The sequence below is a fragment of the Roseococcus suduntuyensis genome, from assembly GCF_014196305.1.
GTDB lineage: Bacteria > Pseudomonadota > Alphaproteobacteria > Acetobacterales > Acetobacteraceae > Roseococcus > Roseococcus suduntuyensis.
Window position 1 is genome coordinate 238,294 of the sequence record NZ_JACIDJ010000005.1, and the last position, 22,727, is coordinate 261,020.

Annotated in this window: 23 protein-coding genes and 1 tRNA gene; 12 read left to right on the forward strand and 12 right to left on the reverse strand. The window is 70.6% G+C overall.

Annotated features, from left to right (window positions below):
- Positions 1 to 3 precede the first annotated feature (3 nt).
- A complete protein-coding gene (locus GGQ83_RS14950) occupies positions 4 to 3,069 on the forward strand; it encodes an efflux RND transporter permease subunit (RefSeq protein WP_207018184.1) in 3,066 nt (1,021 codons plus the stop codon).
- Positions 3,066 to 3,671, forward strand: a complete 606-nt coding sequence (locus GGQ83_RS14955) for a TetR/AcrR family transcriptional regulator (protein ID WP_184385393.1) — start codon at positions 3,066 to 3,068, stop codon at positions 3,669 to 3,671. The genes GGQ83_RS14950 and GGQ83_RS14955 overlap by 4 nt, the downstream gene beginning before the upstream one ends.
- Positions 3,672 to 3,739: 68 nt before the next feature.
- On the opposite strand, the gene glnA is transcribed toward GGQ83_RS14955, so the two are convergent.
- Together glnA and GGQ83_RS14965 are read right to left on the reverse strand one after the other, a co-directional pair.
- Entirely contained in the window at positions 3,740 to 5,164 is a 1,425-nt protein-coding gene (gene glnA, locus GGQ83_RS14960; RefSeq protein WP_184385395.1) for a type I glutamate--ammonia ligase, read from the reverse strand.
- Between the two features lie 154 nt (positions 5,165 to 5,318).
- Positions 5,319 to 5,657 (reverse strand): P-II family nitrogen regulator, encoded by a 339-nt coding sequence (locus GGQ83_RS14965; protein WP_184385397.1) that lies wholly within the window; start codon positions 5,655 to 5,657, stop codon positions 5,319 to 5,321.
- 297 nt (positions 5,658 to 5,954) lie between these two features.
- Between GGQ83_RS14965 and GGQ83_RS14970 the strand changes: the two genes are divergently transcribed.
- Together GGQ83_RS14970 and GGQ83_RS14975 are read left to right on the forward strand one after the other, a co-directional pair.
- Entirely contained in the window at positions 5,955 to 7,148 is a 1,194-nt protein-coding gene (locus GGQ83_RS14970; RefSeq protein ID WP_184385399.1) for an aminotransferase, read from the forward strand.
- A 59-nt stretch (positions 7,149 to 7,207) separates the two neighbouring features.
- A tRNA-His gene (locus GGQ83_RS14975) sits at positions 7,208 to 7,283 on the forward strand.
- A gap of 12 nt (positions 7,284 to 7,295) precedes the next feature.
- On the opposite strand, the gene gmd is transcribed toward GGQ83_RS14975, so the two are convergent.
- Complete coding sequence (gene gmd / locus GGQ83_RS14980; protein WP_184385401.1) at positions 7,296 to 8,276, reverse strand: GDP-mannose 4,6-dehydratase; 981 nt, start codon at positions 8,274 to 8,276, stop codon at positions 7,296 to 7,298.
- 158 nt (positions 8,277 to 8,434) lie between these two features.
- Between gmd and GGQ83_RS14985 the strand changes: the two genes are divergently transcribed.
- Positions 8,435 to 10,732, forward strand: a complete 2,298-nt coding sequence (locus GGQ83_RS14985) for a PAS domain-containing protein (protein ID WP_184385403.1) — start codon at positions 8,435 to 8,437, stop codon at positions 10,730 to 10,732.
- Positions 10,729 to 11,346 carry a response regulator transcription factor gene (locus GGQ83_RS14990; protein WP_184385405.1) on the forward strand — a complete coding sequence of 206 codons (618 nt, stop codon included), beginning with the start codon at positions 10,729 to 10,731 and terminating at the stop codon, positions 11,344 to 11,346. Before GGQ83_RS14985 ends, GGQ83_RS14990 begins: the two co-directional genes overlap by 4 nt.
- Before the next feature lie 61 nt (positions 11,347 to 11,407).
- Here the strand turns inward: GGQ83_RS14990 and GGQ83_RS14995 are convergent, their stop codons facing one another.
- The 8 genes from GGQ83_RS14995 to GGQ83_RS15030 all read right to left on the reverse strand — a co-directional run bounded on the left by GGQ83_RS14995 (position 11,408) and on the right by GGQ83_RS15030 (position 18,285).
- A complete protein-coding gene (locus GGQ83_RS14995) occupies positions 11,408 to 11,806 on the reverse strand; it encodes a Rieske (2Fe-2S) protein (protein WP_184385407.1) in 399 nt (132 codons plus the stop codon).
- Positions 11,806 to 12,912, reverse strand: a complete 1,107-nt coding sequence (locus GGQ83_RS15000) for an amidohydrolase family protein (protein ID WP_184385409.1) — start codon at positions 12,910 to 12,912, stop codon at positions 11,806 to 11,808. Before GGQ83_RS15000 ends, GGQ83_RS14995 begins: the two co-directional genes overlap by 1 nt.
- A complete protein-coding gene (locus GGQ83_RS15005) occupies positions 12,909 to 13,985 on the reverse strand; it encodes an amidohydrolase family protein (protein ID WP_184385411.1) in 1,077 nt (358 codons plus the stop codon). The genes GGQ83_RS15000 and GGQ83_RS15005 overlap by 4 nt, the downstream gene beginning before the upstream one ends.
- Positions 13,982 to 14,284, reverse strand: coding sequence for a putative quinol monooxygenase (locus GGQ83_RS15010; RefSeq protein ID WP_184385413.1), 303 nt, complete (start codon positions 14,282 to 14,284; stop codon positions 13,982 to 13,984). The genes GGQ83_RS15005 and GGQ83_RS15010 overlap by 4 nt, the downstream gene beginning before the upstream one ends.
- Positions 14,285 to 14,336: 52 nt before the next feature.
- Positions 14,337 to 15,320: a S1C family serine protease gene (locus GGQ83_RS15015; protein ID WP_184385415.1), complete on the reverse strand. Its 984-nt coding sequence runs from the start codon at positions 15,318 to 15,320 to the stop codon at positions 14,337 to 14,339.
- A 108-nt stretch (positions 15,321 to 15,428) separates the two neighbouring features.
- The gene (locus tag GGQ83_RS15020) at positions 15,429 to 15,917 is read right to left on the reverse strand and encodes a CinA family protein (RefSeq protein ID WP_184385417.1); all 489 of its coding nucleotides are present in this window, start codon (positions 15,915 to 15,917) and stop codon (positions 15,429 to 15,431) included.
- On the reverse strand, positions 15,917 to 16,348 hold the full coding sequence (locus GGQ83_RS15025) for a phosphatidylglycerophosphatase A family protein (RefSeq protein WP_207018186.1): 432 nt from the start codon (positions 16,346 to 16,348) through the stop codon (positions 15,917 to 15,919). The genes GGQ83_RS15020 and GGQ83_RS15025 overlap by 1 nt, the downstream gene beginning before the upstream one ends.
- Positions 16,345 to 18,285: a lytic transglycosylase domain-containing protein gene (locus GGQ83_RS15030; RefSeq protein ID WP_184385420.1), complete on the reverse strand. Its 1,941-nt coding sequence runs from the start codon at positions 18,283 to 18,285 to the stop codon at positions 16,345 to 16,347. Before GGQ83_RS15030 ends, GGQ83_RS15025 begins: the two co-directional genes overlap by 4 nt.
- 107 nt (positions 18,286 to 18,392) lie before the next feature.
- On the opposite strand from GGQ83_RS15030, the gene dapA reads away from it, so the two are divergent.
- Positions 18,393 to 19,274 carry a 4-hydroxy-tetrahydrodipicolinate synthase gene (gene dapA, locus GGQ83_RS15035; RefSeq protein WP_184385422.1) on the forward strand — a complete coding sequence of 294 codons (882 nt, stop codon included), beginning with the start codon at positions 18,393 to 18,395 and terminating at the stop codon, positions 19,272 to 19,274.
- Positions 19,274 to 19,771: an SsrA-binding protein SmpB gene (gene smpB, locus GGQ83_RS15040; RefSeq protein ID WP_184385424.1), complete on the forward strand. Its 498-nt coding sequence runs from the start codon at positions 19,274 to 19,276 to the stop codon at positions 19,769 to 19,771. The genes dapA and smpB overlap by 1 nt, the downstream gene beginning before the upstream one ends.
- A 20-nt stretch (positions 19,772 to 19,791) precedes the next feature.
- On the opposite strand, the gene GGQ83_RS15045 is transcribed toward smpB, so the two are convergent.
- Positions 19,792 to 20,304 carry a hypothetical protein gene (locus tag GGQ83_RS15045; RefSeq protein ID WP_184385425.1) on the reverse strand — a complete coding sequence of 171 codons (513 nt, stop codon included), beginning with the start codon at positions 20,302 to 20,304 and terminating at the stop codon, positions 19,792 to 19,794.
- Between the two features lie 214 nt (positions 20,305 to 20,518).
- Between GGQ83_RS15045 and GGQ83_RS15050 the strand changes: the two genes are divergently transcribed.
- The 4 genes from GGQ83_RS15050 to rpoZ all read left to right on the forward strand — a co-directional run bounded on the left by GGQ83_RS15050 (position 20,519) and on the right by rpoZ (position 22,720).
- A complete protein-coding gene (locus GGQ83_RS15050) occupies positions 20,519 to 21,199 on the forward strand; it encodes a sulfite oxidase-like oxidoreductase (RefSeq protein WP_242535117.1) in 681 nt (226 codons plus the stop codon).
- The gene (locus GGQ83_RS15055) at positions 21,192 to 21,740 is read left to right on the forward strand and encodes a glutathione peroxidase (protein WP_184385428.1); all 549 of its coding nucleotides are present in this window, start codon (positions 21,192 to 21,194) and stop codon (positions 21,738 to 21,740) included. The genes GGQ83_RS15050 and GGQ83_RS15055 overlap by 8 nt, the downstream gene beginning before the upstream one ends.
- A complete protein-coding gene (folK, locus tag GGQ83_RS15060) occupies positions 21,737 to 22,234 on the forward strand; it encodes a 2-amino-4-hydroxy-6-hydroxymethyldihydropteridine diphosphokinase (RefSeq protein WP_184385430.1) in 498 nt (165 codons plus the stop codon). Before GGQ83_RS15055 ends, folK begins: the two co-directional genes overlap by 4 nt.
- A 90-nt stretch (positions 22,235 to 22,324) precedes the next feature.
- Positions 22,325 to 22,720: a DNA-directed RNA polymerase subunit omega gene (rpoZ, locus tag GGQ83_RS15065; RefSeq protein ID WP_184385432.1), complete on the forward strand. Its 396-nt coding sequence runs from the start codon at positions 22,325 to 22,327 to the stop codon at positions 22,718 to 22,720.
- Positions 22,721 to 22,727 lie beyond the last annotated feature (7 nt).

Here is a 22,727-nt window from a genome sequence, read left to right on the forward strand (position 1 = left end):
CCCATGCGCATGGACATCGCGCGCCGCGCCATCGACACCCCCATCCACACCTGGTTGCTGGTGCTGGCCTGCCTGTTGGGCGGATGGTGGGGGATTTCCACCATCGGTCGGCTGGAGGACCCCGCCTTCACCATCCGCATCGCCGTCGTGGCCACGCAGTACCCCGGCGCCACCGCCGAGGAGGTGGAGCGCGAGGTGACGGAGGTGCTGGAATCCGCCATCCAGCAGATGCCCCAGCTCGACATCGTCCGCTCCCGCTCGCGCCCGGGCGTGTCGGAGATTGATGTGGAGCTGCGTACGACGCTGCCCTCCACCGCCATCGCCCAGGCGTGGAACGAGTTGCGCAGCCGTGTGGCCGACGCCCAACCCCAGCTGCCTTCCGGCGCGGGGCGGCCTTCGGTGAATGATGACTTCGGGGATGTCTTCGGCGTCTACTACGCCGTCACCGCGCCTGGCTTCGATGAGCGCGAGCAGCGCGAGATCGCCCGCCTCATGCGGCGCGAATTGCTGACCGTGCCCGGCGTCGCCGATGTCGAGGTGGCCGGGCTGGTGGCCGAGGAAATCCTGGTCGAGGTGACGCAGGAGCGCCTGGCGCGGCTCGGCATTCCGCTGGATGCCGTGGTGCAGGCCATCCAGAACGAGAATGCCGTCGCCTCCGCGGGCCGGACCCAGGTGGGCGAGCGTGACCTGCGCCTCGCGCTGCGCCCCAGCCTGGACACGGTGGCGGCCTTGCAGCGCATCCGCATCGGCCGCGCCGGCACCACGGAGCAGATCGCGCTGCTCGACCTCGCCACCGTCTCGCGCCAGCCGGTGCGCCACCCGCCCCGCATCGTGGCCTTCAATGGCCAGCCCGCCTTCACCTTGGGCGTCTCGGCCATTGCGGACACGAATATCGTGGATGTGGGGCAGGCGGTGGCCGCGCGGCTGGAGGCCATGGCGCCCTACATCCCGCTGGGCGTCGAGCTGCACCCGATCTACCAGCAGCATGAGGTGGTGGACGAGGCCATCAACGACTTCATCCTCAACCTCGCCGTCTCGGTCGCCATCGTGGTGGGCGTGCTGTGCTTGTTCATGGGCTGGCGGGTCGGGCTGGTGGTGGGGGGCACGCTGTTCCTGACCGTGGCGGGGACGGTCTTCGGCATGCGGATCATGGGCCTGGAGATGGAGCGCATCTCGCTGGGCGCGCTGATCATCGCCATGGGCATGCTGGTGGACAATGCGGTGGTGGTGGCCGAGGGCATGCTGATCAACATGCAGCGCGGCCGCACCGCGCGTGACGCGGCGGCCGACGCGGCAGGGCGCACGCAGATGCCGCTGCTGGGCGCCACCGTCATCGGCATCCTGGCCTTCGCCGGCATCGGGCTCTCGCCGGACCAGACGGGGGAGTTCCTGTTCTCCCTGTTTGCCGTCATCGCCATGTCGCTGCTGCTGAGCTGGCTGCTGGCCGTGACCGTGACGCCGCTCTTCGGCCATTACCTGCTGAAGGCAGGGAAGGAGGACGCGACCGATCCCTATGCCGGCCGGACCTACCGTGCCTATCGCGGCCTGCTGGTCACGACGCTGCGCCTGCGCTGGCTGACCATGTTGTTGCTGGTGGCGCTGACCGGCGCCTCGCTCTGGGCCTTCGGCATGGTGCGCCAGGGCTTTTTTCCGGATTCCAACACGCCCATCTTCCTGGTGGATTTCCAGCTGCCCCAGGGCACCGACATCCGGGCCACCGACGCGGCCATGGCGCCCCTCGACCGCATGATCCTGGAGACGGAGGGCGTGGTCTCGGTCGCGCGCTTCGTGGGGCAGGGGGCCTCACGCTTCATGCTGACCTACCAGGGCGAGCGCGCGAATCCGGGCTATGGGCAGTTCATCATCCGGGCCGAGAGCCTGGAGGCCATCACGCGCATGGAAAGCGACCTCGCGCGCCGCATCGCCGCCACCCACCCCGACGCGCAGGTGCGGGTGCAGCGTCTGGTCTTCGGGCCTGGCGCGGAGGCGCGCATCGCCGCGCGCTTCTCGGGCCCCGACGCCGATGTGCTGCGCGCCCTGGCCGCCGAGGCCATCGCGCGGCTGGAGGCCGATGACCGCATCACCGACCTGCGACACGACTGGCACGCGCGGGAGCTGGTGGCCGTGCCCCGCCTGGAGGAGGAACGCATGCGCGTGGCGGGTGTGGCCCGCACCGACATCGCGCAGACACTGCTCTTCGCCACCTCGGGCGTGCGGGCGGGTGAATACCGCGAGGGCGACACCATCATCCCCATCCTGACCCGCGCGCCGGAGGCCGAGCGCGGCGACATGGGCCGGCTGCAGGACCGCCTGGTCTGGAGCCAGGCCGAACAGGCGCATGTGCCGCTCTCCCAGCTCATGACCCGGCTGGAGACGGTGCAGGAGGACACGCTGATCCAGCGGCGGAACCGCGTGCGGACACTGACGGTGCAGGCCAACCCGGGCCCGGGTGAGACGGCGGCCGATGCCTTCGCGCGCATACGGGGCGGCATCGAGGACATCCCGCTGCCGCCCGGCTACATGCTGGAATGGGGCGGCGAGTTCGAGAACTCCCAGCGCGCGCAGGAGGCGCTGGGCGCGCAGCTGCCCTTCAGCTTCATCCCGATGCTGGTCATCTCCATCCTGTTGTTTGGCCGGCTGCGCCAGCCGCTGATCGTCTGGGCGGTGGTGCCCATGGCCATCTGCGGCGTGGCGCTGGGCTTGCTCGCCACCGGCATGCCCTTCACCTTCACGGCGCTGCTGGGGCTGCTCAGCCTGTCGGGGATGCTGATGAAGAACGCGATCGTGCTGGTGGACGAGATCGACACGCGCATCGCGGAGGGGGAGGCGCTGTCGGACGCCATCACGGACGGCGCGGTCAGCCGCCTCCGGCCGGTCTTCCTGGCGGCGGCGACGACCATCCTGGGCATGGTGCCGCTGCTGGGCGACGCCTTCTTCGCCAGCATGGCGGTGACCATCATGGCGGGGCTCGCCTTCGCCTCCCTGCTGACGCTGTTCGCCGTGCCGGCGCTCTACGCGATCCTCTTCGCCGCGCCTGCGCCTGGGCGAGCACCGGCCGTCGCCACATGACGCGCCGGCCGCTCGACGAGGCCCTGCGGGAGGAGCGGCGGCGCCAGGTGCTGGATGCCGCGTTGGAATGCTTCCGCAGGGAGGGGTTCCGCGGCGCCAGCATGGCCGACATCTGCCAGGCGGCCCGGATGAGCCCCGGCCACCTCTACCACTACTTCGCGGGCAAGGAGGCCATCATCGAGGCCATCGCCGAGGATGACCTCGCCCGGCGCCTGGCCGAGGTGGAGCGCGCGGCGGCCGCGCCCGATGTCCTCGACGCGCTGATCACCTTCGGCGTGGAGACGCGCGACCACGCGACGAGCGGGGGGCTGGGCGGCGCGCTGCGCGCCGAGATCGCCGCCGAGGCCAGCCACAACCCGCGCATCGCCGCCATCCTGACCCGCTTCCATGGCCGGCTGGAAGCGCGGCTCGGCAAGGTGCTGGCGGCCGCGCAGCGCCAGGGCCAGGTGGACCCGGCGCTGGACCCCGCGGTGCTGGCGGTGGTGGTGGGCCTGATGGCGGATGGCTTCCATGCGAGGCTGGCCTCGGAGCCGGGCCTTGCCGAGCGGGAACGGATGCTGGCCATGGGCGCGGTGCTGCGGCGGATGCTGTCCGGGCGCTGAGGCGCAGACAAAGAAAAACCCGCCGCCCTTTCGGGCGACGGGCCATTTCAGACGGCCGTCTCCGGCTGTCAGACCGAGTAGTACATCTCGAACTCGACCGGGTGCGGGGTGTGCTCGAAGCGGTACACCTCGCCCCACTTCAGCTCGATGTAGCTCTCGATCTGGTCCTTCGAGAACACGTCGCCCGCCAGCAGGAACTCATGGTCGGCGGCGAGCGCGCCCAGGGCTTCGCGCAGCGAGCCGCAGACGGTCGGGATGCCCTTCAGCTCCTCGGGCGGCAGGTCGTACAGATCCTTGTCCATGGCGTCGCCGGGGTGGATCTTGTTCTTGATGCCGTCCAGGCCCGCCATCATCATGGCGGCGAAGGCGAGGTAGGGGTTCGCCGTCGGGTCGGGGAAGCGCACTTCCACGCGCTTGGCCTTGGGGCTCGTCGCGTAGGGGATGCGGCAGGAGGCCGAGCGGTTGCGGGCCGAATAGGCCAGCAGCACGGGGGCCTCGAAGCCCGGGATCAGCCGCTTGTAGCTGTTCGTGCTTGGGTTGGTGAAGGCGTTCAGCGCCTTGGCGTGCTTGATGATGCCGCCGATGTAGTACAGCGCCATCTCGCTCAGGTCCGCGTAGCCATTACCCGCGAACATCGGCTTGCCATCCTTCCAGATGGACTGGTGGACGTGCATGCCCGAGCCGTTGTCGCCATAGATCGGCTTCGGCATGAACGTGGCCGACTTGCCGTAGCTGTGGGCGACGTTGTGGATGCAGTACTTGTAGATCTGCATCATGTCGGCCTGCTTCACCAGCGTGCCGAACTTGGTGCCGAGCTCATGCTGGGACTGCGCCACCTCGTGGTGGTGCTTCTCGCCCTCGACGCCCATCTCGATCATGGTCGAGAGCATCTCGGCGCGCAGGTCCTGCTCGCTGTCCACGGGGGGAACGGGGAAGTAGCCGCCCTTCACGCCCGGGCGGTGGCCCATGTTGCCCTCGGGGAAGTCCTTCAGGCTGGCCTGCGGGCCCTCGATGCTGTCGAGCTGGTAGATGCCGTAGTTGCCGCCCGTGCCGAACTTCACATTGTCGAAGATGAAGAACTCGGCCTCGGGGCCGAAGAAGGCGGTGTCGCCCAGGCCCGTGGACTTCAGGTACTCTTCGGCCTTCTTGGCGGTCGAGCGCGGGTCGCGCGTGTAGCGCTGGCCGGTCGAGGGCTCATAGATGTCGCAGAACAGGATCAGCTGCGGCTTGGCCGAGAAGGGGTCCATGCAGGCGCTGGCCGCGTCCGGCATCAGGATCATGTCGGACTCGTTGATCGCCTTCCAGCCGGCGATGGACGAGCCGTCGAACATGATGCCGTCCTCGAAGGTGTCCGGCTCGACGGTGGAGACGTGCTGGGCGGTGTGCTGCCACTTGCCGCGGGGGTCGGTGAACCGGAAGTCCACATACTCCACGCTGTTCTCCTTGATCATTTCCATGACCTTGGAGACGGCCTCGGGGGAATTCATCGACATGTCGTCTCTGTCCTGTTCCTGCGTCCCTGTTCACGTTCCCGCGGGGGGGTGTTCCGCCCCCGCAGCCGCCACACCACCGACCAGGGACGCGCCCAGGGCCGGCGTGCTGCGATAAGCCTTGCCCGCCGCCCGGATGCGCCGGGCGGCGGGAAACTCACACCGCTTCCTCGCCCCGTTCGCCGGTGCGGATGCGGATCACCTCCTGGATGTCCGAGATGAAGATCTTGCCGTCGCCGATGCGGCCGGTGCGGGCGGCGGCCTGGATGGCCTCCACGGCGCGGTCCAGCATGTCATCGGCGCAGATCACCTCGATCTTCACCTTGGGCAGGAAGTCCACGACGTATTCGGCGCCACGGTACAGCTCGGTATGGCCCTTCTGGCGGCCGAAGCCCTTGGCTTCCACCACCGTCAGGCCCTGCAGGCCGATCTCGTGCAGCGCGTCCTTCACCTCGTCGAGCTTGAAGGGCTTGATGATCGCCTCGATCTTTTTCATCGCATCCGTCGTCGCATGGCGCGGGCTGGATGGGCGGCCCACGGCGTTTCCCCGGCGCCCGTCGAAGGCGCGATACGCGCCGCGCTCGATCCAGGCACGCCGTGTTTTGCACGCGCCATGCCACGGCGCAATCGGGCGAAGGGGCGGTTTGGCCCCCCTTGCGGCCGCTCCGCAGCCTGCATCGGAGGCAGGATGCACAGCAGGCAGGCAAACCGTGGCGGCGCCCGCATTGCACATCCGGCAGGCCGGGGCCATTCTGGGAGGCTTACCGTTCCGCCTCCGCGCCAGGACATGCCCATGCAGCCGATGAACCACCTCCTCTCCGCCACCGGCACCACGATCTTCACGGTGATGTCGGCCCTGGCCGTGCAGCACGGGGCCATCAACCTGGGCCAGGGCTTCCCCGACTATGACGGGCCGGAGGACGTGATCGAGGCCGCCGCCGCCGCACTCAAGGATGGCCGCAACCAATACCCCCCCATGACCGGCGTGCCGGAACTGCGTCGCGCGGTCGCCGAGGCCAACCGCCGCTTCTACGGCCTGGAGGTGGACCCGGACCGCGAGGTGGTCGTCACCTCGGGCGCCACCGAGGCCATCACCGCCTGCCTCATGGCCGTGCTGAATCCCGGCGACGAGTGCGTGCTGATCGAGCCGCTTTATGACACCTACCTGCCGGTGGTGAAGCTGCTGGGCGCGGTGCCCAAGCTGGTGCGCCTCTCCCCGCCCAAGTGGGAGCTGCCGCGCGCCGAGCTGGCCGCCGCCTTCGGCCCCAAGACCAAGGCCGTGCTGTTCAACACGCCCATGAACCCCACGGGCAAGGTCTTCACCGCCGCCGAACTGGCTTTCCTCGCCGACCTGATCGAGCGCCACGACTGCTACGCCATCTGCGACGAGGTCTATGAACACCTGACCTATGATGGCTGGAAGCACATCCCGCTGATGACGCTGCCCGGCATGCGCGGCCGCTGCATGCGGATCGGCAGCGCGGGCAAGACCTTCAGCCTGACGGGCTGGAAGGTGGGCTATGTCACCTGCGATGCGGCACTCCAGCCCAATGTCGCCAAGGCGCACCAGAACCTGACCTTCACCACGCCGCCCAACCTGCAGCGCGCGGTCGCCGTGGGTCTCGCCAAGGACGACGCCTATTTCGACGGCCTCTCGGGCGAACTGGCCGAGCGGCGGGACCTGCTGACGCGCGGCCTGCAGGCGCTGGGCTTCGAGACCCTGCCCGTCATGGGCAGCTATTTCGTGACGGCCGACATCCGCTCCATCGGCTTCACCGGCGACGACGTGGCCTTCTGCCGCGCCATCACCGAGGAGGCGAAGGTCACGGCCATTCCCGTCACCGCCTTCTATGCGGGACCCAACCCGCCCAGCCACTATGCCCGCTTCGCCTTCTGCAAGAACGCGGCGGTGCTGGAGGAGGCGTTGGCCCGGCTCGGCGCCTGGGTCGCGGCGCGCGGGGCGGGGACGGCCCGCGCCAGCGCCTGAACACTCCCCGCCCGGGTTGACGGGCGGGCCGGGCGCGGCCTATGCAGCGCCCCACTGCGGCGGCCATAGCTCAGGTGGTAGAGCGCCAGGTTGTGGTCTTGGATGTCGCGGGTTCGAGTCCCGTTGGTCGCCCCAGTTCCTTCTCCCTCAGTTCCCTCGACGCCGCAGCCGCTCCAGGTCGGCGTCCACCATCTCCGCCACCATCCGCTCCAGCGTGATCTCGGGCTCCCAGCCCAGGCGCTCCCGCGCGCGGCTGGCGTCGCCCTGCAGCACATCCACCTCGGCCGGGCGCAGGAAGGCGGGGTCCACCGTCACATGCGCCTCCCAGTCCAGGCCGGCATGGGCGAAGGCCAGGCGGCAGAACTCGCGCACGCTGGTGGTGCGGCCGGTCGCCACCACATAATCAGTCGGCGTCTCCTGCTGCATCATCAGCCACATGGCGCGCACATAGTCGGCCGCATGGCCCCAGTCGCGCCGGGCATCCAGGTTCCCCAGGGACAGCGTTTGCGTGAGGCCGAGCTTGATGCGCGCCACCCCGTCCGTGATCTTGCGCGTGACGAACTCGATGCCGCGCAGCGGGCTCTCGTGGTTGAACAGGATGCCGCTGCTGGCGTGCATGCCGAAGCTCTCGCGGTAGTTCACCGTCATCCAGTGGGCGTAGAGCTTGGCGGCGGCATAGGGGCTGCGCGGGTAGAAGGGCGTGGTCTCGTTCTGGATGGGCGCCTGGATCAGCCCGTACATCTCGCTGCTGCTAGCCTGGTAGAAGCGCGCCTGTGGTGCCGCGAGCCGCACCGCCTCCAGCATGTTCACCGCCCCGATACCCGTCACTTGCCCTGTCAGCAGCGGCTGGGTCCAGCTGGTCTTCACGAAGGACTGGGCAGCGAGGTTGTAGACCTCGTCCGGCTGCGTCGCCTGCACGGCGCGGAGGATGGAGGAGAGGTCCACGAGGTCCGCATCCACCATCTCGACCTCGCGCTCGATGCCGAGCCAGCGCAGCCGCTCACCGATGACGTCGGCCGAGGCCGAGCGCCGCAGCAGCCCATACACCCGGTAGCCTCGGCCCAGCAGGAAGCGCGCCAGGTAGGCGCCATCCTGCCCCGTGATGCCGGTGATCAGCGCCGTCTTCATCCGTGCTTCCAAAATGCTCTGGCCTCCGGCCGCATGCGGTAGGGTCCGCGAAGGTTGTGCTCAGCCCTGAGGGGGAAGGGTAGCATGCCGCCGCCACGGGCCGGAACATGGCCCTCTGCGCCCTGGTTCCCTGCCATGGTTTCGGGCATTCTGCCGGCATGTTGGGCCACAGCACGGCAGCCGCTTCGCTCCAGCCGGGGGACCTGCCCGCGGAGGCGGGCGGGCACGCGCAACCCGCCCCGGGCCTGGCCCGGCACATCACCCTGCTCGCGCTGCTGCTGCTGATGCCGGCGCTGGCGCTTGGCCTCATCACCTCCTTCAACCTGGCCTCGCGGCTGCGCGCGGGCATGGAAGCCAGCTTCGCCGCCGCCGCCGCCGCGGGGGCGCTGGCCGTCGCTGACCAGGTGGAGACGCGCGCCGTGCTGCTGGAGGCGCTGGCCGCCTCGCCGCTGATCGATGCGGGGCCGGCGGCGGAGGAGGATTTCCGCCAGCAGGCGCGCCGTGCCCTGGGCGGCCGCGGACCCTGGATCACGCTGGTCTCCACCGCCGCGCCGGACCGCCCCCCGCTCCACACCCGGGGCGAGGCCGAGGGGCCGCCCCCCTTGCCCGCGGCCGCGCTCGCACAGGTGATGCGTGATGGCGTGGCGGTGGTGGACCGCCATGGCGAAGAGGGAGCGGGGCGGCGGGATCAGCTCCTCCTGGTCGTGCCTGTGCTGCGCGACCGGGTGGTGCTGGGTGCGCTTGCCAGCCCGGTCACGCAGACGGTGCTGCTGGAGGCGCTGTCCCGCGCCACCCGGCCGCCCGGGGCCTTCCTGATGCTCCTGGACCCGGACGGCGCCGTGGTGGCCGCGCACGGCTTGGCGCCCGATGACGCCGACTGGACGGCACCGCCCTCCCTGCGCGCGGCGCTGGCGGCAGGGGGCGCTGCCACCCAACGCGCGCCTGGCGGCGCTGCCACTCTGCGCGCGCCTGGCGGCGCGACCACCCTGCGCGCGCCAGGGCCGGAGGGCGTCTCGGCCGTGCTTTTCGCCGCGCCATTGCCGCTGGCGGGCTGGGTCGTGGTGGCGGGGCAGGCGGAATCCCGCTTCTCCGCCGGCTGGACCGGCCCCGCCTTGCTGCAATGGGGTGGAGGGCTGGCCATGATCGCGCTGGGGCTGCTGCTGGCCGGCCAGTTCGCCCGCCGCCTGCTGGCGGCGCTGGCGGCCATCCGGGCCCCCCGCCCTGGGGGGCTGCGTGTCGCGGAATTCGAGGCGCTGGGCGCGACCATCGCGGCCACCGAGGGCGCCCTGCGGCAGGAAGCCGCGCGGGCCGAGCGCGCGGCCGCCCGCACCACCCATCTCGCCCGAACCGCCGAGGACGACCGGCTGCTGCTGGAATCCGTCGTGCGCTCGGTACCCGAACCCATCTTCGTGAAGGACCGGGACCTGCGCTATGTGCTCATCAACGACGCCGCCGCGCGCTCCATGGGCTGGAATGAACGCGACTGCATCGGCCGCACCGCCGCCGAGATGACGCGGCCCGACGTGGTAGAACGCTTCGACACCCAGGACCGCACCGTGCTGGCGGCCGGCCGCACCATGGAATTCGAGGACCAGATCGTGCTGGAACGCGGCGTCACGCGCTGCTACCGCACCATCAAGGCGCCCTGGCGCGACAGCGCGGGCCGCGTGCTGGGCGTGGTGGGCGTGGCGCGCGACGTGACGCGCCGCCGCGCGGCGGAGGAACGCCTGCGCGCGGCCGAGGCCGCCATGCGCCGCATCGCCCGCGCGGACAGCCTGACGGTGATGAGCCTCGGCATCGCGCATGAGCTGAACCAGCCGCTGACCGCGGCCTCCAACTTCCAGCGGGCATCGCTGCGCTGGCTCGACCAGGCGGCCTCCGACCCCGGGCGCCTGGCCGCGGCCCGTTCCGCGATCGAGGAGGCCTCGGCCGAGACGCTCCGCGCCGCCGCCATCCTGCGCCAAATGCGCGACTTCATTGATCGTGGCCAGACCGAGCGCACCACGGTCGAGCTCGGCCCCCTGCTGGCCGACACGATGGCCCTGTTCCGCGCCGCCCGCGCGGAGGAGAAGCTGCCCGTGGAGCTGGACGTCCCCGAGGGCGGCCATGCCGTGATGGGGGACCGGGTGCAGCTGCAGCAGGTCTTCGTGAACCTGCTGCGCAACGCCATCGAGGCGACGGAAGGTCAGACGGAGCGCGGCCTCGCCGTCTCGCTGAAGGCAGAGGGCGGCATGGCGCGGGTCATCCTGGCCGATCGCGGCCCCGGCCTGCCGGAGGAGGTGACGGAACGCATGTTCGAACCCTTCGTCTCCACCCGTGCCGAGGGCATGGGCATCGGCCTGTCCATCGCGCGCACCATCATCGAATCCCATGGCGGGCGCATCACCGCGCGGGCCCGGCCCGGGGGTGGCACCGAGTTCGTGCTGGACCTGCCGCTGCACATGGCCCTTGCATGAGGCAGGTGGTGCATGTGGTGGATGACCACGCGGCCATCCGCCGTTCGCTTGCGCTGCTGCTCCAGGCGGCGGGGCATGAGGTGGTGCTGCACGAAAGCGGAGATGCGCTGCTCGAAGCCGCCGATGCGGGGCTGCAGCCGGGCTGCATCATCCTCGACGTGCGCATGCCCGGACGTGACGGGCTGGCCGTGATGGAATTGCTGGCCCGCCGCCCGCTCGCCCTGCCGGTCATCATCGTGACCGGCCATGGCGACATACCGCTGGCGGTGCGCGCCATGCGCGCCGGCGCGCACGACTTCATCGAGAAGCCCTATCCGGAGGAGCGCATCCTGGGCGCGGTGGAGGAGGCGCTGGAGGCCGCCCGCGCCGCGGTGGACGAGAAGGCGCGCGCGGCCGAGGCCCAGGCGCGCATCGCCACACTCACCCCGCGCGAGGGCGAGGTGCTGGCGGCCCTCGTCTCCGGCCAGTCGAACAAGGGCACGGCGGCCAAGCTTGGCATCAGCCCGCGCACGGTGGAGGTGCACCGCGCGCATTTGATGGAGAAGCTGGGCGTGCGAAGCCTGCCGGAGGCGGTGCGGATGTATCTCGCGGCCGGCGTGCCGCAGGATTCCTGAGGCGGGGCCCCGTATCGCGTGGTTCACGCCTCCGGGCGTTACGCCCTGCTGCGATCACGCTCTACAAGTCCACCACCACATAGGCCTGCTCGACCCGCACGGGGAAGGTCTCGGCCTGGAGGGTCGCGCCATCCTCCACGCAGGCGGGGAAGGCGCGCACCTTCATGCGCCGCGGGTCGAAGCGGGAACGCCCGGTGCGGATGTCGAACTCCCAGGCATGCCAGGGGCAGCGCACGATCTCGCCCGCGCGGCCATAGCGGTATTCGCCGGGGCAGGGGCTTTCCACCAGGCCCATGACGGGGCCCTTGTGCAGCGGGCCGCCCTGGTGCGGGCAGCGGTCACTCAACGCGAAGAACTCGCCATCCAGGTTGAAGACGACGACGCGCTTGCCTTCCGCCTCGACCAGCTTGCGGGCGCCGGGCGGGATGTCCTCCACCGGGCCCACGATGTGGCGCGGCATCAGAAGCCGTAGACCCGGCGGGCATTGCCGCCATAGATCGCGGCGCGCTGCGCCTCCGGGATGTAGGAGGGGATGGCGTGGCGCGGGTCGTCGAAGTCCCAATGCGGGTAGTCGGAGGCGTAGAGAATCTTGTCCCAGCCGATCCAGCCCATGCAGTCCAGCAATTGCTCGGGGCGGGGCGGTTCCTCGACCGGCTGGGTGCTGACCCAGATGTGCTCGCGGATCTGCTCGGACGGCGCGCGCTTCATGTGCGGCACCTCGTCGCGCAGAGTGGGCCAGAGCTTGTCCAGCCGCCAGGCGACGGAGGGCAGCCAGCCGAAGCCGCATTCGATCAGCACCACGCGCAGCTGGCGGTAACGCTCGAACACGCCCTCGATCACCAAGGAGTTGACCAGCGACTGGCAGGAGGTGGCGTGCTCGCTCACCTCCTCGATGTAGAAGCTGGGCCAGCCGCCATTGGTCATGGGCCAGCCACTGTAGCCGAAGGCGTGGATGCCGATGGGCAGGTTCGCCTCCTGCGCCGCCTCGAAGATCGGCCAGTATTTCGGGTTGCCGAGCGGGTGGCTGGTGCGGCTCATCAGCAGCACCTGGCAGAAGCGGGGGTCGCCGGCTCGCTTGCGGATTTCCGCCGCACTTGCTTCGGGGTCCTCATAGGGCACGACCACGCTGGCGCGCAGCCGCCCGTCCACGGCCACCCATTGGTCGAGCTGCCACTCATTTACCGCATGGGCCATGGCGACGGAGAACGGGTTGTTCATGTCCCCCTGGCCCGAGGGCTGCAACGGGTTCAGCACCCCCACATCCACCCCGTGGAAATCCAGGTGCTGCGCGGCGGTGAAGGCCGGGTCGCTGGCGGGGGTGCCGCCCTCGGGCGTCCAGGCATCGCGGCGCGAGGCCAGCGGCTGCGACTTGAAATAGGGCGTGCCCTTCACGAAGCCATGGCGCGGGCGGATGCCATAAGTGTGCAGCCGGTGGCGCATCTCGGCCGAGAGATAGGGGTCGTAGTCGTGCAGCGAGCGCACGCGGGGGTGGATGTCCACATCCACCAGGCCCTGGGTGGCGGCGAGGGGGCGTCCAGGGGCGGCTTCGGGGCGGATCACGTTCATGGCACGGTCTCCCAGGCGAGGCGCTTGTAGGTGGCGCGGGCATTGTCCACGCAGATCTTCCGCATCAGCTCCGGCCCGATGCCGGGCGGCAGGCGAGGCGGCCCGTCGAACTGCCAATGCGGCCAGTCGCTGGACCATAGCAGCATTTCGTCGGAGCCGAGGTGGTTCATCAGCCGGTCCACCGTTTCCGCATCCTCCGGTGCGTCGAAGGGCTGCACCGACATCCGCACATTCTCGCGCACGATCTCGATGGGTGAGCGATCCACCCAGGGCACCTCGAAGCGCACGCCCTTCCAGGTCTTGGACAGGCGCCAGAGGAAGGCCGGCAGCCAGGAGACGCCGGATTCCAGCAGCACGACCTTCAGCGTGGGGAACTTGGCGAAGACGCCCTCGGTGATGAGCGAGGCCAGCGTGGACTGGAAGGCCTGCTGGTTGGCGGCATAGTCCTCCATGTACCAGGACGCCCAGCCGAGCGACGTCACCGGGTTGCGCCAGGACGACCCCGCATGGATCGCCAGCGGCAGGTCATGCTTCACCAGCGCCTCGAAGATGGGCCAGTTGTGCCGGCGGCCGAGCGGCGTCTCGCCCATCACCAGCACCATGGCCTGCACGAAGCGGCCGTCGGGGGCCAGGCGCTCGATCTCGGCCACCGCGTGCTCGGCATTGAACATGGGCAGGATGATGGAGGCGGCGAGGCGCTGGTCCTCATCGAGGAATCGCGCCCGCGTCCAGTCGTTCAGCGCGCGGGTGAAGCCCGCCGCCATGTCCTCGTTGAAGACGAGCTGCACGCCGTAGAGGGGTGTGACGATGCCACGCGAAATCCCCCAGGGCTCCAGCACCTGCGCGCGAAGCTGCGCGATGGTGCTGGCGGGCTTCGATCCATCCGCCGGGCGCCAGTCGGCGCGGACGGTCTTGGGGGCGTTGGGCGGGTACGATTGCGTGTCGAACCCCTCCATCCCGCGCTGTGCGATCTGGTCGCGCCAGAGCGGGTCCAGGAAGGGTTCCAGCGCGGCGAGGCCCGGCACCATGGGATGCAGGTCCACATCCACCGCGCCCGGGGGAAGGGCCGTCACAGCGCGCAGACCTGGATGCGCCGCCCCTCGATCAGCTCGGCATAGGCGGCGCGGGTGCGGGCCAGGCGCGGGTTCTGCGTGTGCGCCTGGAAGGCCGCATTATCGGCATAGACCTCGTACAGCAGCACGCGGGAGAGGTCGGGCTGTCCGTCCGCGCCGCGCGGCTGCAGCACGTCGAAGCGTTCGCAGCCCGGCTCGTCGGCCAGCGTGCCGGCGGCGTGGTCGCGGATGACGGCGTCGAAGGCGGCATGCGCCCCGGGCTTGAGCGTGAATTCCACCACCAGCGCGATGCGGGCCATGGCGTTTCCCCTTTTCCGTTGGGGGCCATTCCGCGCCGGCTGGCGGGCTTCGTCAATGCAGGCGGGGCGCCTTCAGATGCCGGGCGCGGTCGCTGCTGGTGATGGACAGGTCCATCTGCTTCTGCCCGCGCGACACCGTGAGTTTCACCGCGGCCCCTGCCGGCCCCGCCGCCCGCACCGCGGTCCAGAGCGAGACCAGGTCATTCACCGCCTGCCCGTCCACGGCCAGGATGCGGTCGCGCGGGCGGAGACCCGCGCGCTCGGCCGGGCCGCCCTTGGCGAGGCTGCCCACCCCCACCGTCTCCTCGTCCTCGGTGGCGTAGAGGCCGAGCCAGGGGCGCGCCGGGCGGCCCGAATGGCCCGTGCGGCGCAGCGTCTCCAGGATGGGCAGCAACTCGTTGATGGGCACGACCATGTTGAGGTCGAGCCGCTTCCCCCCCGGCTGCCCCTGCTGGAGGATCAGGCTGCCGATGCCGGCCAGCCGCCCATCCGGCCCGAACAGCCCCGCCCCGCCCCAATGCGGGTGCGCCGGCGCGGTGAAGATGGCGTTGTCCAGCATGTATTCCCAATAGCCGGCGAAGGGCTGGCGCGCGGCGATGGTGCAGGCCACCGCATGTTCGCGTCCGCCGGCCGCGGCCAGTACGCAGCTCGTGCCGAATTTCAGGCTGTCGGAATCGCCCAGTGGCGCCACCGGCATCCCCGGCAGCCGGCCCAGCGCCTGCACCAGGCCAAAGCCGCTCTCGAAATCGGTGGCGATGGGGGTGGCCTGGACCACGCGGCCATCATGGGCCGTCAGCCAGATGGTCTCGGCCTCCATGACCAGGTAGCCCATGGTCAGCACCAGCCCGCCCTGGTCGATCCAGACGCCCGAGCCCTCGCGCTCCACGCCCAGCGCGGCGGCGGAGGTGGCGTCGGGTGGCACCTGGGCCTTGACGGTCACGATGCTGTCGAAGCGTTCCTGCAGCGGGAAGGCGAATTCGGCAGGGTCGGGCTGGAAGGCGTCGGGCACCTCCCACTCATCGTCATCGTCCGGCATCGGGGCATCGGGCGTTGGAGTGCGACTGCATCGCGCGAGCTTAGCAAAGCCGCGACGCCACGCCCATACGCTTCACGCCTCGGGCTGGACGGATACGAAGGATTGGCCTCAGTCCCGCAAGGCCCGGACAAGGGCGAAGGCCTCGCGCACCGTCGCCGCGCGCACCTCTTGGCGGTCGCCTGGAAAGATGCAGCGGCGATGCAGCACCTGGCCCCCCGCCCGCGCGGCGGCGAGGTGAACGAGGCCCACGGGCTTGGTGGCGCTGCCGCCCCCCGGGCCCGCGACACCCGTGCAGGCCACGGCCATGTCCGCGCCGGAGCGTGACTGCGCGCCGGCGGCCATGGCGCGGGCCACACTCTCGCTGACCGCGCCCTCGGTGGAGATCACGCCCGGGTCCACGCCCAGCATCGCGGCCTTGGACGCGTTGGAATAGGTGACGAAGCCGCAGAGCAGCGTGGCCGAGGACCCCGCCACCGAGGTCAGCGCCGCCGCGATCAGCCCCCCCGTGCAGCTTTCCGCCGTTGCGAGCGTCAGGCCCTGGGCCTGGAGTTCCGACAGCAGCCGCGCCGCATCGTCCAGCGTGTCCTGGTCCAGCATCAGCCCATCACCAGAAGGTTGAGAAGCAAGAGGATCACGGCCGCCATGGCGCCGGCCACCAGGTCATCGGCCATCACGCCGAAGGGGCCGTGCTGGCGGTCGGCCCAGCCCACGGGGCCGGGCTTGCCGATGTCGAAGGCGCGGAACAGGGCGAAGGCCAGCACCACGCCCAGCAGCCCGTCGGCGAAGACCAGCGCGAGCGACATGCCCGCCGCCTCGTCCACCACCACCCAGGAGGGGTCTTCCCGTGCCTCGGGCAGCCGCGCCAGTGCCCAGAAGCCGGCCACGGTGAAGGCCGCGCAGGCGACCAGCGCCACCCAGCCCGGCAGCAGGACCAGCGGCAGCACCACGGCCGAGCCCCAGGTGCCGGGCCCGGGCCGCAGGAAGCCGACGCCGCCCAGCGACGCGACGTGCCTCGGCCAAGGGTTCATGCCTGCCATTCGGCCATCGGGTGGGGCAGGGCGCGGGTGGCCGGGTCCATGGCGCGATAGACGGCGACATTCTCCACCACGCGCTGCACGTAGTTCCGGGTCTCCGCGAAGGGGATCATCTCCATCCAGTCCAGCATGCGGATGCCGCCCTGCCGGGGGTCGCCATAGGTGGCCAGCCACTGGTCCACCCGGCCCGAGCCCGCATTGTAGCCGGCCGCGGCGTAGACCATGACGCCGCCGAAGCGTTCCAGCCGCTCCTGGATATAGGCCGAGCCCAGGCGGAGATTGTGCTCCGGGTCGTTGATGAGTTGCGAGAGCTGGTGCGGAATGCCCTGCCGCCGCGCCACGTCGCGCGCCGTGGCCGGCAGAAGCTGCATGAGGCCGCGTGCATTGGAGCGCGAGACGGCGGTCGTCTCGAAATTGCTCTCCTGCCGGGTGATGGCATAGACCAGCGCCGGTTCGGCCAGGTTGGGCGGCGCGCGGAAGGGGCGGGGCCAGCCCTCCTGCACCAGCATGGCACCCTGGGAACTGGCCCGGCGCGTGACCCAGACGCCGTGGTCGGGCTGGCCGATCGCCACGGCCAGCCGCGCGGTCAGGGCGTATTCTGCCGGGCTGGATTGCAGGTCCACCAGGCGCAGCAGGAAGGGGCGGGTGCGGCGGCCTTCGCCCATCTCGCCCAGCAGCGAGATCAGCCGCACCAGCTCATTGCCCTGGAAGGCGCGGGTTTGCGCCGCGCTGGCCTGGGGCGCCGCGACGCCGTTGATCCGCGCCGAAAGCTGCTGCGGCGTCTCGCCCAGGGCGAGCGAGGCCATCTGCCCGTAGAAGGTGACGGGAAAGGCGGCGGCCTCGGCGAAGCGGGCGCGGGCCCGGCCCTGGTCGCGCTCGGCCCGCCCCTCCCAGTAGAGGCTGCGCGACTGGGTGATGGGGCTCTGGCTGCCCGCGCGCAGCCGCTGGAAATGGGGCAGGGCCCGCGCGGGGTCGTTCAGGAAGCGGAGCGCGGCGAAGCCCGCCATGAACTCCGCCTCCTGCCGGGCGATGCCGGGTTCGGTCTGCCCATGCTGCGCGGCCACCTGGTAGGCCAGCGCCGGCTCGCCCAGCCGCAACAGCTTGCGGACCAGGATGTGCCGCTCGTTCCAGCTGGCGCGCTGCGCGTCCGGGTCCAGCCCGCGCTGGGCCGCGGCACCCGCCGCCCAGGCCTGTGCCGCGGCGGCATCCTCGTCGCGCTGGCGCAGCATGCGCGCGCGTTCCAGCGTGGCGGCGCCGTCGCGCGCGGCGGCCGCCGGGTCGGCGTCTCGGCCATTGGAATAGGCGAGGCGCAGTTCGTTGATCGCCCGGTGCCGCGCATCGAGCAGGGGCAGCAGCCGCTGCACCCCGGCGAAGTCGCGCGCGAAGGCCAGCCGGTCGGCGCGGCGCGCATGGGCGAGTTCGTCCAGCAGGGGGGTGGCGCGGGCCAGGAAGGCGGGCTCGGCGGCCGCATCGCCATCGGTGTCCTCGGCCCAGGCCAGGGTCGCGGCATCCAGGGCGGCGTCGCGCCGGCCGGCGTTGAGCAGGGCGGTGACGTGGCGCGTGGCGCCGTCCAGCGTCAGGGCGGGGTTGTTCTCGAAATGGCGCAGGGCCAGCGCGTCATCGGGGTCGGTGGCGAGCAGTTCCTCGGCGCGGCGGCGCAGGGTCAGCGGCATGGGCCAGTCGGGGGAGGTCGCGATGAATTCCACCACCTCGCGCGAATTGGCCGGCGCGCCGCGCGTGGTCAGCCGCATCCAGCGCACCAGCTTGGCCACCAGCGGATCGGCCTGGGCTGCCAGGCCTTCGGCCTGCACCCAGCGCTGCACCTGGGCGGCGGCGATGGCCTGGCGTCCGGTCTCGGCGCGCGTCTGCGCGGAGAGCGGGCCGGGAATGGTGGGAAGAAGCAGGCCGAGAAGCAGGAAATTCCTTCGCATGGCCCTTTCTACCCCCGAAGTGCCCCCCGCTTCCACCGCCGATGGCCGCGGCCAACCTTGTTACGCGCGCCGCGCGGGATTAGGTGTGAGGCTGAGAGGAACGCCACATGCGCTTCACCGGTTCATTCACCGCCCTGATCACCCCCATGCACGCCGATGGCAGCCTGGATGAGCGCGCCTTCGGCGAGCTCGTCGAATGGCAGATCGCGGAGGGCACGGAAGGACTCGTCCCCGTGGGCACCACGGGCGAGAGCCCGACCCTGTCGCATGCCGAGCACAAACGCGTGGTGGAACTCTGCATCGAGGCCGCGCGTGGCCGCGTGCCGGTGATGGCGGGCGCGGGCAGCAACAGCACGGCCGAGGCGCTGGATTTCGCGCAGCACGCCAAGGGCGCGGGCGCGGACGCGATCCTCGTGGTCACCCCCTACTACAACAAGCCGACGCAGGAGGGGATGTTCCAGCACTTCACCACCATCGCCGATGCGGTGGACATCCCGCTGTTCATCTACAACATCCCCGGTCGCTCGGTGGTGGACATGACGCCGGAGACGATGGGGCGGCTGGCGAAGCACCCCAACATCGTGGGCGTGAAGGACGCGACGGCGAACCTCGCGCGCCCGCTGCACCAGCGCGCGACCTGCGGGGCGGATTTCGTCCAGCTCTCGGGCGAGGACCACACGGCGCTGTCCTTCAATGCCGCCGGCGGCCATGGCTGCATCAGCGTCACCAGCAACATCGCGCCGCGCCTCTGCGCCGAGATGCAGAAGGCCTGGCGCGAGGGGAAGGTCTGCGAGGCCATGGCCATCCAGGACCGGCTGCTGCCGGTGCATGACGCGCTGTTCTGCGAAACCTCGCCCGGGCCGGTGAAATATGCCGCTAGCCTGCTGGGCCGCGGCACCGCCCATTGCCGGCTGCCCATGGCGCCCATCGCGGAGAGCACGGCCACGCGCGTCGAGGCGGCCATGCGGGGCGCGGGGCTGCTGAACTGATGGCCACCGTAGAGGCCCGCAAGAAACCGCTGATCAGCCACGGCACCGCGGCGCTGAACCGTCGCGCGCGCTTCGACTACAAGATCGGCGAGGTGATCGAGGCGGGCCTCGTGCTGCTCGGGCCCGAGGTGAAGAGCCTGCGCGCCGGCCGTGCCAGCCTGAGCGAGGCCTGGGCCGGCGAGCGTGACGGGGAGATGTTCCTCTTCGGCTGCCACATCGGCGAATGGCAGGCCGGCAGCTTCATGGCGAAGATGGACCCCGTCCGTCCGCGCAAGCTGCTGCTGCACAAGAAGCAGGTGCGGGAGCTGACGGGCGCCACGACGCGCGAAGGCGCCACCATCGTGCCGCTGGAAATCCGCTTCAACGACAAGGGACGGGCCAAGGTGCTGATCGGCCTCGCCACCGGCAAGAAGCTGCACGACAAGCGCGCCGACATCGCCAAGCGCGACTGGCAGCGCGACAAGGCGCGGCTGATGCGCAACAAGGGCGGGGAGTAGCCCCCGCCCCCTTATAGGTCTCAGCGCGTGTCGCGGCTGGCCTGGTTGTTCTTCACCTGTTGCGAGACGCTGCCCACCTGTCGAGGGTCCACGTCCGTCATCTGGCGCTTCTCGTCCAGCGGGTTCATGCCTTCGCGTGCGGTGGCGCCGGGGTTGGGGTGGTGGCGCGGGGCGGCCTTCTTGCGGGCCAGGGCCTCGCGCAGGAATTCCGTGGTCTGCGCGCGCTTGTCGCCCGATTGCAGGGCGGCGATGCGGCTGTTCACCCGCTTCATGGCCGCGGCGAAGACCTGCTTCTTCAACAGGACGCCATCCTCGGCCGGGGCGGGGCCGGCGCCGCGCGGCTCGGCCTTGCCGCGCTGGCTGCGCCTGCGATCCCGCGCGATGTCGCGCGCCTTGTCGCGGTATTCCCGCAGCCGGCGGGCCAGGGCCAGGACGGCGTCCCGGTCCAGGGATTGAATGTCGGGGTGGCGGCTCTGCCGCACCGCGTCACGCTCCGCCCCGGTGAGGAGGCGGTCTTCGGTTCTGGTGCCCATGAACAGGAAATGCGGATGGGCGGCTTTGGCTGCAACCCAGCGCGATTTTCCTGCGGTTTTTGGGGGGCTGGCGCGATCACGCGGGCCTCCCCATCATCCAGATGAGACGGCATGCCACGGAATGAATTGTGGCGGCGGTGTTTTCTGCTACCCATGATTGCGCCCCGCCCGTCCCTGCGAGGGGCGGGCGAAGGACGCCCACGAAGGAATTGCCATGGCCGACCACCCCATGACCGATGACGCCGTGCTGCACGGCGCGCTCCGCGAGAAACTGGTCCGCGCCAAGGAGCAATGGGCCCGCGAGGGACGGCTTCTCACGGGCGAGACCAGCACCCCCCAGGCCCAGCGCCTGCCGCCCGGCCAGCGCCTGGTACAGGACTTCCCGGTGCTGGACCTCGGCGTGCAGCCCGAGGTGAAGCCGGAACGCTGGCGCCTGCGCGTGGAGGGCCTGGTGGAGGAGAAGGTGGCGCTGGACTGGGACGCCTTCCAATCCCTGCCGCAGCAGGAGTGGGTGAACGACATCCATTGCGTCACCGCCTGGTCGCGCTACGACAACCGCTGGAAGGGGGTGGCGGCACGCGACATCCTGATGCTGGCCCGCCCGAAGCCCGAGGCGCGTTTCGTCGTCTTCCACTCCTATGACGGCTACACGACCAATGTGCCGCTGGAGGTCTTCGCCGCCGAGGAGGCGATGGTCGCCCATACCTGGAACGGCGCCCCCCTGGACCGCGTGCACGGCGGCCCCGCGCGCATCGTCATCCCCCGTTACTATTTCTGGAAAAGCGCCAAATGGGTGACGCGCATCGAACTCCTGGCCGAGGACCGGCCCGGCTTCTGGGAGGTGCGCGGCTACCACAACAACGCCGATCCCTGGCTGGAGGAGCGCTATGCCTGAGTTACGACGGCGGATGGTCGCGGGGGGCCTGCTGGGCAGCCTTGCCGCCGCGCCGGCCGTGGCGGACCCCACCGCCTTCGACTTCGGCTTCGAGGCGCTGGAGGGCGGCGCGCTGCCGCTGTCGGAATTCCGCGGCCGTGTGCTGCTGGTGGTGAATACCGCGAGTTTCTGCGGCTTCACCCCCCAATACGCCGCCTTGCAGCGCCTGCATGACCGCTACACCGAGCGTGGCCTGGTGGTGGTGGGCGTCCCCTCCGAGGATTTCAACCAGGAGAGCGGCGACGCCCGCCGCGTCCGGGAATTCTGCGACACCATGTTCGGCATCACCTTCCCCATGGCCGGCCTCACCCATGTGCGGGGGCCGGGGGCGCACCCCTTCTTCGCCTGGGCCGCGCGTCGCGCCGGTCCGGTGCGCTGGAATTTTCATAAGTATCTGGTTGCTCGGGACGGGATGCATGTGGCGGGTTTCACCTCCCATATCCCGCCCGACGCGCCTGAGGTGCTGCGCCTGCTCCACACGAAGCTCTCGGCCACCGCGTGATTCTGGTCGGTCTCGGGGCCAGCCTGCCGGCCCCCAATGGCGGCGCGCCCCGCGCCACCTGCGAGGCGGCCGCCCAATTGCTGGGCGAGTTGCCGGGGCTGCGCCTCGCGGCGTTGTCGCGCTGGTGGGAGAGCGCCCCGGTCCCCCCCATGCCCGGCGCACCCTGGTTCGTGAACGGGGTGGGGCGGCTGGAGGGCGCGATGGAACCCGAGGCGCTGCTGGGCCATCTCCAGGCCATCGAGGCCCGCTTCGGCCGGCAGCGCCCCTTTCCCAACGCCCCGCGCACGCTGGACCTGGACCTGCTGGACCATGACGGCCGCGTGCTGGACACGCCCCGCCTGACCCTGCCGCACCCCCGCATGGCAGGCCGCGCCTTCGTGCTGCTGCCGCTCGCGGAGGTGGCGCCGGGCTGGACCCATCCGGTGACGGGGGAGGGGGTGGCGGCGCTGATCGCAACCCTGCCCCCGCAGGAGATCCGGCCGATGGCGGCCTGATCGCTTGCACCGGCGGGGCGCTTCGCTTATCTGAAGGTTTCGCCGTGGTGCAGCACGTCTGCGCCCGCACACCCTTGGCCGAGGTATTTCATGGCACGCGTTACCGTCGAAGACTGCATCGTCCAGGTTCCGAACCGCTTCGAGCTCGTGCTCCTCGCGGCCCAGCGCGCGCGCAACATCAGCCGGGGCGAAACCCTGACTGTGGACCGCGACAATGACAAGAACCCGGTCGTGGCCCTGCGCGAAATCGCGGAGCAGACCGTGCCCCTGGACGGGCTGGAGCAGGACCTCATCAAGTCCCTGAGCCGCGCGCCGGAGCCGGAGCCCGTCGAGGACGAGGTGATGGATCTCATCGACACCAACGAGAACATCTTCGGCGTCATGGACGTGAACGAGGAACTTCCCGCCGACATGGGCGTGGAGGAGTTCAGCCCCGACGACCTCGAAGCCCAGCTCGCGGCCGAGCTGGGCGGCGGGCGGGACTGAGCCGCCA